We start from the raw sequence: 15,550 nt of genomic DNA on the forward strand, positions 1-15,550 counted from the left end.
GGATCATATAATAAGAAAAAATAATATAAAAATATAACTACAATTTAATAATCACAGTAAGAAAAACACAACTAAAAAAAAGATGCATTTCTGCATGTACCAACATACAGATTTACATCTCTTTTGAATTTGAAATTTTAACGAATATTCACAGACCCCGAACTAGACCCCAAATGATTGCGCTAAAACCCTAAATGATTTTGGTTACCCTTTTTTAATACAAATTTGGGATTGGATTCTTTTTATTTTTCTTCATGATCTCTTTATAGTTTGGCATCCAAGTGCAAAGTAAATCATAGAATTCTTTTGAATGATTCAAATGATACAAATGTGCTAATTCATGAAGAATGATCGCATCCACAAATTCTAAAGGCATAAATATAAGATTCACATTGAAACAAATCTTATGTTTACTTGGTGTGCAGCTACCCCACTTACTTTTATAAAAGCCATATTGTAAAGAAATATCCTTTATGTGCAATTGTTCGCAAAAGAATTCAAAACGAAGATCAATATACTTTTGGGCATTCTGCTTCAAAAATAGTTGAATCAACATTGCATCTGGATACAAATATAAATCATAATCTTCAACATAACACTTTCGTTGATCAATATAATGTAATCTATATTCGTTACCCAATAAAGGAATCTTATCATTTTCTTTTGAAACAGTATACTTGCTTAATTGATTCTTGATCCAAGTTTCTTGTTCTTTGACAAAATCATCAATTTCCCTTTTAGAAACATAGAAAGGAGCGCTCACCTGAACGACTCCTTTGATTACACGTATTTTTATTTTTTTACAATTGGACTTACGATGAAGTACATACTCCATTAGGCAATATCTTCTAAGACTTCAGTCGCAATATCACTTACATACGCATCTACTTTTTCTTGTTGTTCTTTAGAATATGCATCATATTCATTGATATCACGAATCAAATCCAACATAGGAAGTGTTCCATATAATTTTGTACAAGTTGAATTACACAATGCTTCCACATCTTCCTTCTTGTAGAATTCAATTCTTTCACGACAATTTGGACATTCCAAATACGCCATATTTTCAATGATACCAAGAACTTTGACTTCCATTTTCTCACACATGTGACAAGCTTTTTCTACAATCATACTTACCATTGGCTGAGGTGTAGATACCATCACAACACCCTGCACTGGAATGGACTGCATAATTGTTAGAGCAACATCTCCAGTTCCAGGAGGCATATCAATCAATAAGACATCCAAATCACCCCAAACAACATCTGTATAGAATTGTTTAACAACCCCACCAATGACTGGACCACGCCAGATAACTGGATCAGATTCAGATTGTACCAAGAAGTTTAAAGACATAACTTTAATACCTTCTTTTGATTCAATTGGAATCAATTGCTGCTTTTCATTTCCATACGCATGCTGGTTTGTCAAAGCTAAAAGTCTAGGAATACTAGGACCTGTAATATCCGCATCCATAATCCCAACTTTTAAGCCTTTTTTTGCCATGGCCTTTGCCAACATAACTGTAACAGTAGATTTGCCAACACCACCCTTACCAGACATTACAGTGATAATATTTTTTATGTGGTTATCTGGATTCGATTGAATTCCACATGTTTCACTGTTCTTACCACATTTTCCTTGAGAAGGACAACCTTCACATGACATATACTATTCCTCCTTTTGTTTTTCTATTTTTTGAAAACAACGATCATATACACTTGTTAAACGCTGATCTTGAATATGCGTATAAATCTGCGTTGTTTGAATATTTGAATGTCCCAATAACTCCTGCACGATTCTAAGATCCGCATCCCCATCTAAAAGGTGTGTCGCAAACGAATGCCTGAAACTATGCGCTGAGATTTTAGGGTTCAAATTTAATTCATTTACTTTATTTTTGATCATTAAATGCACATATTGCCGAGTACAACGACGGGCTAAACGATTCACAAAAAAATACGAAACATTCTTTACATCCCAAACACTACGAATAGAATCTAAATAGTATTTCATCTGTGAAATACAATACGAAGAAATCGGAATCACACGTTCCTTATCCCCTTTACCTTTGACCTTTAAGATACCTTCTGACAAATGCACATCATTCAACTTTAACTCACAAAGCTCACTTACACGCAAACCACAAGAATATAATACAACTAATATCGTTTTATTATATTGATCAATCTCATTGTCTTGAAAAGATGAAAAAAATTTCTTAACCTCATCCACCGACAAATAAACAGGCAGATGCTTTGATGATTTCATCCCATGAATTAATAAAGATACATCTTTGACTTCAGGATGCGCAATCGATATCTGCAAATGAAAAGAATGAATACTCGCAATCATACGATTGACACTCGAGGTAATGTGATCTTCGGCATAGACATTCAAAAAGTCTTCGATATCCAAAACAGAAATGTTTTCGCACAACAAAATATTTCTTTTACCTAAGAAATTTAAATACACCTCAATATCATGAAGATACGATTGTTGCGTTTTCTTTGATTTTCTTTGTAGAACATTCAAATATAAGCGGTAATCCTCAAATGCATCTTTTAATTCCATAAAAATATTATAACACAAATCAAATATAAATTGGTTCTAATACCTTCATATCACAATTTGATTCTTTAATTGCTTCAATCAACACCGATTTTACTTGGTTGTCACGATGATCATACGCAAACTGCAAGTTACGAATATTAAAGTGATTCGCATACAAAACCTTATTGATCTCATTTAAACGATTCGGACGATGCACCATATAAAAGCGCCCATAACTCTTCAATAATCGATTCGCATGAAAGACCAATTGTTCCAAAGTCAAATTCTCTTCCATTCTTCCTAAATGGCGAAAATTTAATTGTTCCGGAAGCTGATTGGCATCCATTTTAAAATATGGCGGATTGGAAACAATCACATCAAACAATTCATCTTCATACCTTTGTATTGGCTGATTGACAATTTTTACAGGATGCTTGATAAACATATCCGCATTCTTTTGAGCAACCTTACTAGTCTGTTCTAATATTTCAACACCCACAAGTTCTTTGACATTAAACTGATCAAAATAAACGAGTAAAGCCGCATTATTGGTACCAATATCTAAAATGCGCTCCTGCTTTTTTAAATGCACAAATTTAGCTAAAAGTTTCGTATCCGTATTAAAACGAAAATGCTCTTTATCTTGATATAACTTCAAGTTTTCATCCATAAAATAATCTAAAGTTAAACTCAACTGGCATCCTCCTTCTTCAACAAATCACTCGCCTTTATAAAACATTTACTATCCATTTTTTCATTCAGACGATTCAATATAAAATCCGTATTTTCTTGTGGAGCTTCAAATAGATCAATCTGTTCTACAATCTGTTTGACATCTTTTAAAGACCCAATATGTACACCTATATAGCGATAGCCAATGGGTTCAAAATATTCTTCTAACAATTGCCTGCAAGCCCCAAAAATCATAGGATACGTATTCGCATACTGACTTAGATTCATACTATGACACACATTATGAAACGTTGTATCTCTTAAAGTTAACGTAACAAGTTTTCCTTTTTGGTTTTCTTGCTGCATCTTATGCGTTAGTTCTCGAACGATATTCTCAAGACAACTATTCACTTCATCAATTGAATATAGATCATTGGAATATGTTCTAGAAATCGAAATGCTCTTTTGTGTAGTCGAATAACATAGAGTCGCACTCGAATTCCCTCTTGCCTTTTGAATCAAAGAATAAGATGATTTACCAAATCTATGTATGATCTTTTGTTCATTCTTTTCATCCGCAAAATCACCAATCGTATAAATACCCATTTCATTTAAAATAGGCACGCTCTTTTTACCAATGCCATTCATTTCATGAATCTTTAAAGGCCATAGTTTTGTTGAAAGCTCCGACTTTCTTAAAACCGTGATTCCTTTGGGCTTACGCATGTCACTCGCCATTTTCGCAAGAAAACGATTGGGAGCAACACCAATCGAACAATTTAAATGACACTTTTCATAAACACCGTTTTGAATTTCAAACACAAGATCCAAAGGCCTTTTATAACGCTTAATAATATCCGTTACATCCATGTAACACTCATCTATACTCGCCGGTTCAATTTGATGGGTAAATGTCTTTAAATACGCAAAAAACTGAGCTGACATGGAACGATAATAGCCATAATCACCTTGGATCAATACTAAATCTGGACATAGACGCAAAGCCTCATAAACAGGCATCGCACTATGTACACCATATTTTCTTGCTTCATAGTTTGCAGTTGAAATCACGCCTCGTTTTGAAGTGGAGCCTACCGCAACCGGAAACTCTTTTAAATCCGGATTCTTTATTTCTTCACAACTCGCAAAAAAAGCATTTAAATCAATATGTAATATGACTCTAGCCATGAATCTTCACCCATAGATCTTGCATCGATTCTTTCGCTTTTTGACTCGCTTCCCCACTTGTCATTACAGCTAATTCTTGAATCGTTTTGTCTTGATCAAGTTCTTGTACACTTGTGATGGTTTCACTTGCGGATGTCTTTTTATTGACCAAATAATGCGTATTGGCATAGACGGCAACACTTGCCAAGTGGGTAATACATAAAACTTGGTAATTTTTGGATAAAACCTTCATCTTAGCACCCATAGCTAAGGCAACTTTACCACTCACACCCGTGTCAATTTCATCAAAGATGATCGTTTCAATGCCATTCGAAGCTTGGAACACCACTTTTAATGCCAACATCAATCTTGAAAGTTCTCCTCCAGATGCAGAAGCACTTAAACTTGAAAAATCCTGTCCTGGATTCATAGAAACTAGAAATTCAATGTCATCAATTCCATTGTTTGATGGTTTCTTTTCCATACAAGAAATCATAAAGCGAGCATTTTCTAACATCAAGTCTTTACAATGTTCCATCACTTTTGATTCGAGTTGAGAAAAGACTTCTTTCCTTTTTAATGACAATGCATTTGCCAACTTCATATACAACGTAAACGATTCTTCTTTTTCTTTCTCTAATTTATCAAACACATCCTGACGATGAATAATTCGATCAATCTTATCTGTGATACTCTTTTTAGACTCCATTAAACTCGTATATGAACCACCATATTTACGATATAATTTCTTGATCAAATATTGACGACTTTGCAGACTATCCAAATCTAAAGAATCATTAGAATGTGTATCACGCATATTCTTTAATTCTTCATCCACACTTTGTAAAGAATAATATAAATTTTTGAATGATTCTTCATAGTCATTTAAGATGGGTGATTTTGAAGCTTGTTTATATAAAGTATATAAAGAATCTAACGCTCCGTTTTCTTTATCAATTTCATATAGACAAGACGAAAGATCCTCTGAATTTTTATACCAGCTGGTTGCCTCATGAATCTGATCATTTAATGCATCCAATTCATTTTCTTGAACGTTCGCATTCTCAATTTCATCCAGCTGCGCTGTTAAAAATTCCAATTCGGCATCCGAAAATTCTTCGCTTTTTATAGTTTCTAATTCATGTAAGACATTTGAGTACTTCACATACGCTTCATTTACAGAAGCTTTCAAACCCATAGTCTTCGCATAACTATCCAACAATTCCATTTGAACAGATGTATCCATTAAACGGTACGTATCCATTTGCGAATGTATATCGACCAATAGATTGACGATCTTACGTACAAAAGAGAGTGTCGTAATCTGTTGATTGATGCGTACGGTACTCTTATTATTATTTAAAACAGTACGTGAAATAATCACTTGATCATCAACCTCAAAGCCATTCTCTTCTAAGATCGCATTGACCTTTTCATTCGATGTTAAAACCATCGATAAGATTGCCTTATCTTTTCCATTACGAATCACATTTGATTTAATACGATCTCCGCTCAAATAGCCAATCGCATCAATCAATAATGATTTACCAGCACCTGTCTCCCCGGTAATCACACTCATTCCATTTTTAAAGTCTATGATACAAGATTTGAATAACACATAATCTTTTACTGACAATTGTTCAATCACAAAACCACCTCATGTCTACTTAATATTTTAACTTAAATCCAAAGGAAAATAAACGATTATAATCCATGTGAACACGAAAACAAAAAAATAAGAATATCTTCACATTAAGATATTCTTAAATCTTTGGCATACACCATATATTCCTGATTGCCACTTCTTCCTTCTAGAATACTTGGCATCGCTTCAACGCTTCCATAATATTGAAATAAAAAAGATTTTACATCTTCAACGATCTTTAAGGCAAGTTTAGAATTCTTTAAAACTCCATGCTTATTCAAAGCAGTAGGACCACACTCAAATTGCGGTTTTACAAGTATGGCAATATGGCGAATGGATAAAACACGTAATATATGTTCCAATATGGTCTTACAAGATATAAAACTAACATCCATACACATAAAATCAATAGCCTCATCAAACCATTCCGGTACAATTTCACGAGCATTGTGCCCTTCCATTTTGATGACACGACAATCTTGATCTAATTCTTTGGCAAGTTGAAGATGTCCTACATCTAAGGCATATACTTTTTTAGCTCCATACCGAAGGCATACATCTGTAAATCCACCTGTACTCGCTCCAATATCTAATACAACCTGATTTTGAACATTCACATTATACTTATCTAAACAACCCTTTAGCTTAAAGGCACCACGAGATACAAATTCATCTTCTGTATGTGTTACGATAATATCATCTTCATCCCCAACTAAAAAACTAGCCTTTGTGATGACTCTTCCATTGACACTTATTTTACCATCTTTGATCATATCCTGTGCTTTTGCACGAGACGATATCTGATTAAGTAATGCTTTATCTAAACGAATCTTATCCATGTTTTTCTAATTCCTCAAATAAACATTCTGTGCTAATACCTTCTTGAATACGTAAAGATCGAACTGAACCATGACATACATAATGATCATCAATACCTAATACATGAATCTTTTCATCCAATGTATTCATGTATTCTAAAATAGCACTCGATAAGCCACCCATCTTAATATCCGTTTCATAAACTGTAATAGGAAGATTTAATTTTAATAAATCTTTCATCATAACTTCATCGATTGGTTTAAAGAAACGTGCATTGACAACAAGTAAGCCAATCTGATTTTCTCTTGACTTATTGATCACATGATCCACATCTGGTCCATACGTGATCACAATTTGCGTTGGGGTTCCAACCACAAATTTTTCCCAAGTACCAATTGGAATCAATGAGTACGACTTGTTTTTTGCGTACCTTACATTTCCTCTAGGATAACGCACACAAAATGGCTTCTTAGAGGCAAAGGCTGTATAAATCATATTCTGTGCTTCTTTGGCATCTTTAGGCTGAGATAAGACAAGATTTGGTATACTTCTAAGCATCGCTATATCAAAGACACCTTGATGCGTTTCACCATCATCTCCTACTAAACCACAACGATCGATTCCAATCACAACAGGTACATTCATTCTAGCCATATCATGATTCACTTGATCATAAGCTCTTTGAAGGAAAGACGAATAAATACTCACAAAGGGTTTTAGTCCACCTAAAGCCATAGCACAAGCCATTGTCACGGCATGCTGCTCTGCAATTCCACAATCAAAGAATCGATCTGGATAGCGTTTTTGAAACTCTAATAATTTACTACCCTGCGCCATAGCGGGTGTGATTGCGACAATACTTTTATCTTTTTCTGCAAGATCCATAACCGTATTTGAGATCACCTGTGACCAGGAAATTTCATTTGGTGGAAGTAAACTCAAAGATTTTCCCGTTACGACATCAAACGGACTTACTCCATGCCACTTACCAACCTTGTCTTGTTCTGCAAATTTATAGCCTTTTCCTTTTTGCGTTAAAACATGTATGACAATTGGACCATCATGTTCTTTGGTAGCCTGCAAAACTTTGATCAGACTTGCGATATCATGACCATCGACAGGACCCATATAATCTAAGTTAAACTCCTTAAATAATGGGGCATCGATCACTTCATCTTTGATCTTATCACGGAAATGTGACAATGTATTTAATACGTTAGCTCCTAATTTATTGGATTTTAAGTTATTTTTTACATCATGTTTTAAATCGATATATAAGTGAGAAGCACGCATATCTGTAATTCGTTTTTCAACACCACTATAATTTTTTGAAATCGACATATTATTATCGTTAAAGATGATGACCATTTTCTTTTGTTTAGAACCAATATCATTTAAAGCCTCAAGTGCCATACCACCCGTTAATGAGCCATCTCCAATTACGGCAATAACTTGATAATCCTCGTGCATTAAATCACGTGCAATCGCATAGCCTAGGGCGGCAGATAAAGAAGTAGAAGAGTGTCCTGCTTCCCAACAATCATACTTACTTTCACTTCGCTTTTGATATCCGGAAAGCCCACCTTTTTTACGTAATGTCGCAAATTGAATGGACCTGCCTGTTAATATTTTATGTGTGTAACATTGATGTCCTACATCAAAAATCATTTTATCTTTTGGTGAATCAAAGACATAGTGCATCGCAACTGTGACTTCGACGATTCCAAGATTACTTGATAAATGCCCGCCTGTTTTCGAGATCGACTCGATTAAAAAGGTTCGAATATCACTGCACAATTGTGTAAGCTCATCGATTGACATATCTTTGATTTGACTAGGTGACTCAATGTCATACACTTGACTAATCTTTCTCATTTTATAACCCTCGTTAAAAAAACTAGTCCGCTAAAGACTAGTTTTAGCTATTATTAATATACCCCTTTTTTCAAAGAAATTCCATATATTAATATGTACGCTTTAATAAAGTATCCAATACTTTTGACAGTGAAGTCACATCACAGCTCACATATCCCAATTCTTTACGAATTGTTTCATCATAGCTTGCGACCATATCCCTAGCGCCTTGAAGTCCTAATAAAGATACAGCTGTGACTTTATGATTATCTTCATCGCTTAATGATTTTCCAACAACTTCTTCACTACCCGTAACATCTAAAATATCATCCTGCATCTGGAATTCTAGACCTAAGACAAGACCTATCTTACGGAAGTGTTCCACATCATCGAATTTATTCGCTAAGATACATCCACAAACCAATGGTAATGTTAATAATTTGCTAGTCTTGTAGTGATCAATTTCCTGTAAAAGTGCAAGTGTTGGATTTAGATCATTTTCAGACTGTAAATCTAAAGTTTGTCCATAAATCATGCCATCAATCCCGGAATACCAAGAAAGAGCCTTTACTAAAGCCACTTTTTGTTCAGCACTACATTCACTATCCAATGCAACTTCAAATGCCTTCGTCAATAGTCCATCGCCTGCAAGAATGGCAGTTGCCTCATCATAAGCTTTATGACAACTTGGTTTACCACGACGCAAATCATCATTATCCATGGCTGGAAGATCATCATGAATCAATGAATATGTATGAATCATTTCAATGGCACAAGCACAAGGATAACCAACTCTAGCATCGATTCCATAGCCTTCTAGTACAGAAAACAGCAAGGTAGGACGTACACGCTTACCCCCATTCATCAATGAATAGGCCATCGCATCTTTTGTACGACTATCATCATTTTCATGTACTCGCATCAATAAATAATCTTCAAATTCTTTATTCACCATCATCTTGATTCACCTCCATCAACTGATCCATTTTTGTTTCAAATTTTTTTAATTGTTTTTCGCATTGCGCACTCAATTTCAAGCCTTCCTCAAATAATGACATGGCCTCTTCAAGCTCCAATTCATTATTATTTAACAAAGTCACGATTTCATCCAATCGCTTCATCGCCTCTTGAAATTTCATTTGTTTAGCGGCCATTTTATTCCTCCTTAGTGGATACAACACATGAAGTGATCACTCCATCATTTACTCTTGTCACCATTATATCATCACTTTCGACATCTTTGACATTCTTAATAACTTTATCTTCAATCTTTGAGATACTATAACCACGAGAAAGTACCTTTAAAGGTGAATAGGCATCCAATAAAGCACAATTTTTTTGTAAAGAATGTCTAGAATTTTGTAGTAAAACTTGCATATTCGATCTTAATTTTTCAGGCACCATAGAAAGTTTATTTTCTTGTACCTTTACTACATTCATCATACGCAAATGCATCTGTTGCGTATAATTCTTGATGACATTTTTCTTTTGCAGCTCTATCTCTAGTATATGTTCAAATTGTGTATTGTAGCCATCTAGTTTTAATTGTTTTTCTATAATAAAAGATTTTGGGTCCTTCAAATACGGATGATTCTTATATGAATCCAGTTTTAACTTGTTGTGATTTAAAATCATAGACATGTTTTGCCTCAACAATTCTGCATCCTTTAAAATTTGAGTCATCACTTCATATTGATCCAAAGTCACCCATTGTGCAGCTGCTGTAGGGGTAACACTTCGATGATCACAGACAAGATCACATAATGTTGTATCCACTTCATGACCTACACCACTGACAATATATGTATTTAAACTGTAAATCGTCTTTACAAGCTGGACATCATTAAAACAGAACAAATCTTCAAAGCTTCCTCCACCACGAACAATCAATAAGGCATCATGATTATGTGTATCAGCCTCTTTCAAGGATTGAATCAAACTTTTAGGTGCAAAACTACCTTGCACTAAACTAGGATATAAAGTGACCTTCATCATCGGCCAACGTCTTTGAATGGTTGATAATACGTCTTGTAAGGCAGCAGCCTGTGCCCCAGTTACAACACCAATATTTTCAATATAGTCAGGTTTAGTCTTTTTATGACTTTCATCAAAATATCCAGCCCTTAAAAGATCTTGTTTTCTTTTTTCAAATTCAAGATATAAATCACCTAAACCATCTTGTTTCATTTGACGAATCACAAGCTGAAGACTGCCCCTTTGCTCATACACATTAATGCTTCCTGAAACTAAAACGCGCATACCTTCTTCTACATTGAAGTTTAAACGTGATACATAACTTGAAAACATAACACAACTCATTTCTCCACTTTTATCTTTCAAAGAAAAATAATAATGTCCCGATCTGTGTTTTGTCAGGTTGCTGATTTCACCCTGAATCCAGATACCATCCAGATCCATGGTTTGTGTTAAAACATTTTTAATGCGAGCAATAACACTAGAAATACTTACAACCATTTCATTTCTCATAGCTGGTCAAGAACTCCATTTAATAATTTATAAGAATTATCATCGCAATACTTTTTAGCCAAAGTAATCGCTTCGTTGATTACAACAGCTTTCGGTGTATCGTTTGCCAAGATTTCCTGGAAAGAAATTAAAAGAATGGCTTGTTCTAACATACTTAAACGATCAAAATCCCAGTCATCACGTAATAATTCATTGATTTTTTGTTCAAAAGCTTCTTTGTTTTCAACAGTTCCAATTGTTAAACTATATAAATATCCATCAATGTCATTTGAACCTTTCATTACATCAAATACACATTTACGAATATCCTTTCCTAATAATAAGTGTTGATACACACTTTGCATCGCAACTAGACGTTGTTCATGTCTATTCATCTACATTTCTCCTTCTTTATATGGTACGCGCGCACTTGGAACTACATCACTTGCAGGCCCGGCATGCACATCTTGATCATCAAAAAATATATTGGCGCCAAAACAAGCTAATACATCCGCTTTTTTAGCTCCTTGCATAAAGAATACTTCATCTACGACAATATTCCATGCTCTTAAAGTTTTTATTACACGAACACCCGTATCTTTGTTTCGTGCTGTCACAATCGCTGTTCTTAATACATTTAAATCTTTAGTTTCATTTTGAAGCCAAGATAAACTCTTTAGTAAAGAAGCCATTGGACCTTTTTGTAAGGCAACATCCTGGTTTAGAATTTCATTTTCATTGAATGCTTCTAAACCATGTTCCTGATAGATCTTTTCCGATTCAGCCGAAAATAATACGGCATCCGCATCGAAGGCGATACGAATCTGATTATCAGGAAAACTATATTTAGTATCTCTGGCATAAATCATACCGGCCGCAAAGCCTGCATGAATCGCATTAGATACGTCATTTTCATTACACGATAAGAATAAATCGACACCAAACGCCGATAAATAACGACTGATGTCTTCTCCACCACTCAAAACCATTCGACCAATGTCCATATCATAATACTCAAGTGAGTGAATGATACGCAAAGACGTATCCGCACTGTTTCTTGACATCACAATAACTTCAACAAGTTTTCGATTCGCGAGTTTATTGATGTTTAATAAGTTTTTAACTAACACAAAACCACTACCCAGACTTAACACATCATTTTCGTGAACAATTTGATAGTCACGATATGCGTCTAATCCTTCTTTTTCAAAAACCTCATTTTCTTTTTCTAAGTTAAATAAAGCTCTTGAACTAATACCTACCACAAGATAATTTTCAAAAGATACACTCATAAAATTGAAAAAAGGAAACCTTTGAAAGATTTCCTTAAAAAATAAATCCAGTCACCTGAATTTCAATCGCTTCAGGTTTAAAGTCTGTCATATAAGAAATACTTTCAAAGATCTTGTTTTGTAGATTTAAACAAACATCACTTACATTTGATTTGTGGTTCACTTTTACAGGAATTGATAAAGTCAATTTATTGCCCTCTACACGAGTGACAATTCCTGTCTTAAATGGTTTTGTTCCTTCGGCAATCTGAACATTTTCATCTTCTTCGATCACGTTCTTTGCGATTGTAGAAAAAACTGATTTATTTAAAGAAATAACACCATATTCATTGCCTGGTTCTAGCTCGATATATTCTTTCGCCATATTTTCACCTTCACTTCTCTTTTAGTATACCAAAAAAGTTATTTAAACTCAAAAACTTTCGCATCCCAAAGTGATGCGGTTTTCGCAACATATTGCTTTTCATACAAAATTACATTTTTACAAGTAACAATATCACTCTGCAACTGTTTCTTTAAGGCTTCAAAACCATCAAAACGAATCTCATTCCGCGTCTTTTTCAAGAAGAAAAAGCGTACTTGTCGTTCATAAATATCTTGATCAAAATCAAAGATATGCGCTTCAATAGAAATTTTTGTATTTTCAAAAGTAGGATTATTTCCCACATTGATCATAGCCCCATAAAATGTATCATCCACATATACAAAGCCTGCATAAACACCACTGGAAGGCATTAAATAATCGGGATTTGCCCCAAGATTTGCGGTTGGAAACTTCAAGAGTGTGCTGCCACGTTTAAAGCCATGCTCAATCACACCTTCGATTGAATACATATAGCCTAATAATTCATTGGCTAAATCCATCTTGCCACTTTGAATTAGTGGCTCAATGCGACTGGATGAGATTTTTTCGTTTTTCGAATTTACACTGGCAATCACTGAAACATCAAAATAGTTTTGTGAAGAAATTGTATCAACATTCCCTGTATTTTTTGAAGCATATTTAAAATCAAATCCACAAGTAATATGTGCTACATTCATCTTTTTTAACAGTATATGAAAGGCATCAACATCTAAAGCAGCAAAATCCTTAGAGAAAGTAATGACATACATCACTTCAATACCCATCACGCTTGCCAAGTGGATACGATCTTCTAACGTTGTGATATGACGACATACACAATCTGGAAAAAAGATTTTCCAAGGATCTGGATCAAATGTGATCAAACCACTTTGAATGTTTAACTCTTTGGCTTTGGCAATACAATTCTCAAGCAATGCCTGATGCCCTGTATGTAGGCCATCAAAGAAGCCTATACAACAAGAACTCTTTGGCAAATTTTCTTGTACATGTAAATAATCAATACGAATGACTTCCATTACCATAGACCTCTTTTACTCTTAAAAATTCCTTCACGCTCTTTTTCATAGATTGCGATAGGCTCACCTGCATCTACAATACATACTTCTTGATTTTGATTATCTAAACGAATGCGTTTTCCTTGGTACACATCTTGAATCGGTTGATAGTCAATCTTATCTAAATGATCCAATACATAGATTGAAGGATATAAGACAGGTTCTTGTGTTTCAAGATCTTCTAGTGTTTGAGCCTGATCAATTGTAAAGCGACCAACTTTAGTTCGTCTTAAACTTTTCATACAACCTAGATTATTTGTGTTTAAAGCCAAATCACGACAAATACTACGAACATACGTTCCACTCGAACATGCCACTTTAAAACTGTAGTCACCAAGATCTTCCATCGAATAAATTTCAATATCGCTATAGACTTTAGGAACTTCAAGTCCCTCTCTTTGATAGTCCATTAATTTTTTCCCATTCACTTTTTTATTGGAAGTCTTTGGCACCAATTGATGGTTCTTACCAACAAATTTTTGAAGTTCCTCTGAAAAACAAAAATCCAAATTCATTTCTTTTTCAACTTCCACTTCACCCCAAATATCATCGGTTGATGTACTTTTACCAAATTCGATCTGCCCAACATATTCTTTATCTGTATCACTTAAAAACTGTAATAATTTACACGACTTTCCACAAAGAACAACTAAAACTCCGGTTGCGTTGGGATCTAGTGTACCTGTATGTCCAAATTTTTTTTGTTTATATTTTTTTCGAAGCCAATTCACAACATCATGGCTTGTCATACCATACGGTTTATCAATAATTAAAATTCCATCCATAATTTCACCTTTTATATTTTACTTGTTTTTAAGGGTACTTGCAACTATGCACATCTGGCACTAAAAAGTCAAGACTTGTATTCTAATATGAAGTTCGTTATTATAGAGGTGCCTAAGGACATTAATTTTTCCTACACTCGAGATAAGGGAAATCGGATGTTGAATTGTTGTGTTGAAGACCCGCTACGCGTGGGGATCCTAATGCTATTCACAGATTACCCACCTGTACTTAACAGGGAAAGATCTCATGTTCTTGGGCTTTTTAAATAGGTAAAAAGTATGAACGCAAAAGAAGAATTTATTCAAATATATAAAGAAAATATCCAACGTGAAGGTGCCGATACCTTTCTAGAATTCTTAGAAGGAGTTCACTCTGATTTTTTTACGGCCCCTGCAAGCACACGTTTTCATGGCAACATGGAAGGTGGTCTTTGTGAACACAGTGTACATGTGTATCATTGTTTAAAGGACTATTTATCAAGACAAAGAGTTCAAGATACGTACAATATGCGCTACAGCGATGAAACCATTGCTCTTGTAGCCCTACTTCATGATGTATGTAAGATCAATGTCTATAAAAAAGGTACAAGAAACAAGAAAATCGATGGTGAGTGGCATCAAGTGGATGTTTTTGAATTTGAAGACAATATTCCATTTGGTCATGGTGAAAAAAGTGTCTATATGATTCAGCCATTCATGCGTATAACTCGTGAAGAAGCGTTTGCGATTCGTTATCATATGGGATTTTCTGGAAGCGACCCAGTCAATAATGTGGGTAAAGCTTTTGAATTATTCCCGCTTGCCTTTGCGCTAAGTACTGCCGATATGGAGGCTACATATTTTTTAGATAAGCAAGTCTAGATGACTTGTTTTTTTTA

Annotated in this window: 17 protein-coding genes; 1 reads left to right on the forward strand and 16 read right to left on the reverse strand. The window is 34.5% G+C overall.

Annotation, left to right across the window (positions count from 1 at the left end; genetic code table 11):
- Positions 1–214: 214 nt before the first annotated feature.
- From KTQ83_RS00005 to truB, 16 genes are all read right to left on the reverse strand, one after another.
- Positions 215–835 carry a M48 family metallopeptidase gene (locus tag KTQ83_RS00005; protein WP_117925638.1) on the reverse strand — a complete coding sequence of 207 codons (621 nt, stop codon included), beginning with the start codon at positions 833–835 and terminating at the stop codon, positions 215–217.
- Entirely contained in the window at positions 835–1,668 is an 834-nt protein-coding gene (locus tag KTQ83_RS00010) for an Mrp/NBP35 family ATP-binding protein (RefSeq protein WP_117925639.1), read from the reverse strand. Before KTQ83_RS00010 ends, KTQ83_RS00005 begins: the two co-directional genes overlap by 1 nt.
- A 3-nt stretch (positions 1,669–1,671) precedes the next feature.
- Entirely contained in the window at positions 1,672–2,574 is a 903-nt protein-coding gene (locus tag KTQ83_RS00015) for a tyrosine-type recombinase/integrase (RefSeq protein WP_186998392.1), read from the reverse strand.
- A 19-nt stretch (positions 2,575–2,593) separates the two neighbouring features.
- A complete protein-coding gene (locus tag KTQ83_RS00020) occupies positions 2,594–3,247 on the reverse strand; it encodes a tRNA1(Val) (adenine(37)-N6)-methyltransferase (RefSeq protein ID WP_186998394.1) in 654 nt (217 codons plus the stop codon).
- Positions 3,244–4,413: a DNA polymerase IV gene (gene dinB / locus KTQ83_RS00025; RefSeq protein ID WP_117925642.1), complete on the reverse strand. Its 1,170-nt coding sequence runs from the start codon at positions 4,411–4,413 to the stop codon at positions 3,244–3,246. Before dinB ends, KTQ83_RS00020 begins: the two co-directional genes overlap by 4 nt.
- The gene (gene recN, locus KTQ83_RS00030) at positions 4,406–6,040 is read right to left on the reverse strand and encodes a DNA repair protein RecN (protein ID WP_217255752.1); all 1,635 of its coding nucleotides are present in this window, start codon (positions 6,038–6,040) and stop codon (positions 4,406–4,408) included. Before recN ends, dinB begins: the two co-directional genes overlap by 8 nt.
- Before the next feature lie 104 nt (positions 6,041–6,144).
- Positions 6,145–6,876, reverse strand: coding sequence for a TlyA family RNA methyltransferase (locus KTQ83_RS00035; RefSeq protein ID WP_217255753.1), 732 nt, complete (start codon positions 6,874–6,876; stop codon positions 6,145–6,147).
- The gene (gene dxs, locus KTQ83_RS00040; RefSeq protein ID WP_186998398.1) at positions 6,869–8,731 is read right to left on the reverse strand and encodes a 1-deoxy-D-xylulose-5-phosphate synthase; all 1,863 of its coding nucleotides are present in this window, start codon (positions 8,729–8,731) and stop codon (positions 6,869–6,871) included. Before dxs ends, KTQ83_RS00035 begins: the two co-directional genes overlap by 8 nt.
- 88 nt (positions 8,732–8,819) lie before the next feature.
- Positions 8,820–9,668: a polyprenyl synthetase family protein gene (locus tag KTQ83_RS00045; protein WP_199593212.1), complete on the reverse strand. Its 849-nt coding sequence runs from the start codon at positions 9,666–9,668 to the stop codon at positions 8,820–8,822.
- A complete protein-coding gene (gene xseB, locus KTQ83_RS00050) occupies positions 9,655–9,864 on the reverse strand; it encodes an exodeoxyribonuclease VII small subunit (RefSeq protein WP_117925646.1) in 210 nt (69 codons plus the stop codon). The genes KTQ83_RS00045 and xseB overlap by 14 nt, the downstream gene beginning before the upstream one ends.
- A gap of 1 nt (position 9,865) precedes the next feature.
- Positions 9,866–11,197: an exodeoxyribonuclease VII large subunit gene (xseA, locus tag KTQ83_RS00055; RefSeq protein ID WP_217255754.1), complete on the reverse strand. Its 1,332-nt coding sequence runs from the start codon at positions 11,195–11,197 to the stop codon at positions 9,866–9,868.
- On the reverse strand, positions 11,194–11,571 hold the full coding sequence (gene nusB / locus KTQ83_RS00060; protein WP_117925648.1) for a transcription antitermination factor NusB: 378 nt from the start codon (positions 11,569–11,571) through the stop codon (positions 11,194–11,196). The genes xseA and nusB overlap by 4 nt, the downstream gene beginning before the upstream one ends.
- The gene (locus KTQ83_RS00065) at positions 11,572–12,468 is read right to left on the reverse strand and encodes a 5'-nucleotidase (RefSeq protein ID WP_217255755.1); all 897 of its coding nucleotides are present in this window, start codon (positions 12,466–12,468) and stop codon (positions 11,572–11,574) included.
- A 34-nt stretch (positions 12,469–12,502) separates the two neighbouring features.
- Positions 12,503–12,832, reverse strand: coding sequence for an Asp23/Gls24 family envelope stress response protein (locus tag KTQ83_RS00070; protein WP_186998403.1), 330 nt, complete (start codon positions 12,830–12,832; stop codon positions 12,503–12,505).
- A gap of 38 nt (positions 12,833–12,870) precedes the next feature.
- Positions 12,871–13,848, reverse strand: a complete 978-nt coding sequence (gene ribF / locus KTQ83_RS00075; protein ID WP_244975702.1) for a riboflavin biosynthesis protein RibF — start codon at positions 13,846–13,848, stop codon at positions 12,871–12,873.
- Complete coding sequence (gene truB, locus KTQ83_RS00080; RefSeq protein WP_186998405.1) at positions 13,848–14,672, reverse strand: tRNA pseudouridine(55) synthase TruB; 825 nt, start codon at positions 14,670–14,672, stop codon at positions 13,848–13,850. The genes ribF and truB overlap by 1 nt, the downstream gene beginning before the upstream one ends.
- A 279-nt stretch (positions 14,673–14,951) precedes the next feature.
- Between truB and KTQ83_RS00085 the strand changes: the two genes are divergently transcribed.
- Positions 14,952–15,533 carry a hydrolase gene (locus tag KTQ83_RS00085; protein ID WP_117925653.1) on the forward strand — a complete coding sequence of 194 codons (582 nt, stop codon included), beginning with the start codon at positions 14,952–14,954 and terminating at the stop codon, positions 15,531–15,533.
- The last annotated feature ends 17 nt before the right edge of the window (positions 15,534–15,550 follow it).

The organism is Holdemanella porci, from assembly GCF_019052655.1.
Lineage (GTDB): Bacteria > Bacillota_I > Bacilli_A > Erysipelotrichales > Erysipelotrichaceae > Holdemanella > Holdemanella hominis.

What these genes read in the sequence shown, in the direction of transcription:
- KTQ83_RS00005 (WP_117925638.1), bottom strand. Translation starts at nt 835, where the DNA reads ATGGAGTATGTACTTCATCGTAAGTCCAATTGTAAAAAAATAAAAATA.
- KTQ83_RS00010 (WP_117925639.1), bottom strand. Translation starts at nt 1,668, where the DNA reads ATGTCATGTGAAGGTTGTCCTTCTCAAGGAAAATGTGGTAAGAACAGT.
- KTQ83_RS00015 (WP_186998392.1), bottom strand. Translation starts at nt 2,574, where the DNA reads ATGGAATTAAAAGATGCATTTGAGGATTACCGCTTATATTTGAATGTT.
- dinB (WP_117925642.1), bottom strand. Translation starts at nt 4,413, where the DNA reads ATGGCTAGAGTCATATTACATATTGATTTAAATGCTTTTTTTGCGAGT.
- KTQ83_RS00035 (WP_217255753.1), bottom strand. Translation starts at nt 6,876, where the DNA reads ATGGATAAGATTCGTTTAGATAAAGCATTACTTAATCAGATATCGTCT.
- dxs (WP_186998398.1), bottom strand. Translation starts at nt 8,731, where the DNA reads ATGAGAAAGATTAGTCAAGTGTATGACATTGAGTCACCTAGTCAAATC.
- KTQ83_RS00045 (WP_199593212.1), bottom strand. Translation starts at nt 9,668, where the DNA reads ATGATGGTGAATAAAGAATTTGAAGATTATTTATTGATGCGAGTACAT.
- xseB (WP_117925646.1), bottom strand. Translation starts at nt 9,864, where the DNA reads ATGGCCGCTAAACAAATGAAATTTCAAGAGGCGATGAAGCGATTGGAT.
- xseA (WP_217255754.1), bottom strand. Translation starts at nt 11,197, where the DNA reads ATGAGAAATGAAATGGTTGTAAGTATTTCTAGTGTTATTGCTCGCATT.
- nusB (WP_117925648.1), bottom strand. Translation starts at nt 11,571, where the DNA reads ATGAATAGACATGAACAACGTCTAGTTGCGATGCAAAGTGTGTATCAA.
- KTQ83_RS00065 (WP_217255755.1), bottom strand. Translation starts at nt 12,468, where the DNA reads ATGAGTGTATCTTTTGAAAATTATCTTGTGGTAGGTATTAGTTCAAGA.
- KTQ83_RS00070 (WP_186998403.1), bottom strand. Translation starts at nt 12,832, where the DNA reads ATGGCGAAAGAATATATCGAGCTAGAACCAGGCAATGAATATGGTGTT.
- ribF (WP_244975702.1), bottom strand. Translation starts at nt 13,848, where the DNA reads ATGGAAGTCATTCGTATTGATTATTTACATGTACAAGAAAATTTGCCA.
- truB (WP_186998405.1), bottom strand. Translation starts at nt 14,672, where the DNA reads ATGGATGGAATTTTAATTATTGATAAACCGTATGGTATGACAAGCCAT.
- KTQ83_RS00085 (WP_117925653.1), top strand. Translation starts at nt 14,952, where the DNA reads ATGAACGCAAAAGAAGAATTTATTCAAATATATAAAGAAAATATCCAA.